The 1,081-nt window shown below is 63.4% G+C and carries 1 protein-coding gene; it reads right to left on the reverse strand.

Going from position 1 to position 1,081, the window contains the following annotated elements; all coding sequences use genetic code 11:
- Positions 1-1,081: transcription termination factor NusA (gene nusA, locus AC1DU6_RS32350; RefSeq protein WP_477862323.1), on the reverse strand; the 1,081-nt coding region annotated here is incomplete at both ends.

Here is a 1,081-nt window from a genome sequence, read left to right on the forward strand (position 1 = left end):
GTTGATGCCGCCTTCGGCCAGCTTGCTCAACAGTTCAGGGGTCACGCCTTCGAGATCGCGCAAGTCCTGCGAGACCTCTTCGACCTTCTCTTCGCGGGCGATTTCCATCGTCAGCAGGGCATCCTTGGCACGGGTGCGCAGCTCGTTGACGGTGTCCTCGTCGAAGGCCTCGATCTCCAGCATTTCCTGCATGGGCACGTAGGCGACTTCTTCCAGGCTGGTGAAGCCTTCGGCGATCAGGATGTCGGCGACCTCGGCATCGACGTCGAGCTTCTCGACGAAGAGCTTGCGAACGCTCTCGGCCTCGACCTCGTGCTTGGCAGCCGATTCCTCGGCCGACATGATGTTGATGCGCCAGCCGGTCAGCTCGGACGCCAGGCGCACGTTYTGGCCGCCACGGCCGATGGCGATGGCGAGGTTTTCCTCGTCAACGACGACATCCATGGCATGGCGCTCTTCATCCACGACGATGGATTGCACATTGGCCGGGGCCAGCGCGCCGATGACGAACTGGGCCGGGTCTTCGCTCCACAGCACGATGTCGACGCGCTCGCCAGCAAGTTCGGTCGTCACGCCGTTGACGCGCGAACCGCGCACACCGACGCAGGTGCCGATGGGGTCGACACGGCGGTCATGGCTGATGACGGCGATCTTGGCGCGCGAACCGCTGTCGCGGGCGCAGCTCTTGATCTCCAGCAGGCCTTGTTCGATTTCCGGCACTTCCTGGGCGAAGAGTTCCTTCATGAACTCAGGGCTGGAGCGCGAAAGCATGATTTGCGGGCCGCGCTGGGTCGGGTCCACACCGAGGATGACGGCGCGCACGCGGTCACCGGTGCGCAGGTTCTCTTTCGAGATCATTTCGCTGCGCTTCAGGCGCCCTTCGACGCGACCGCTTTCGACAATGATGTCGCCCTTGTCCAGGCGCTTGACCGTGCCGACGAAGATCTTCTCGCCGCGCGACATGAAGTCGTTGAGCAATTGCTCGCGCTCGGCGTCACGGATCTTCTGCAGGATGACCTGCTTGGCGGCCTGTGCGCCGATGCGGCCGATGGGCAGGGATTCGACGGGTTCTTCGATGTGG

It is taken from the genome of Roseateles sp. P5_B10 (assembly GCF_056400485.1).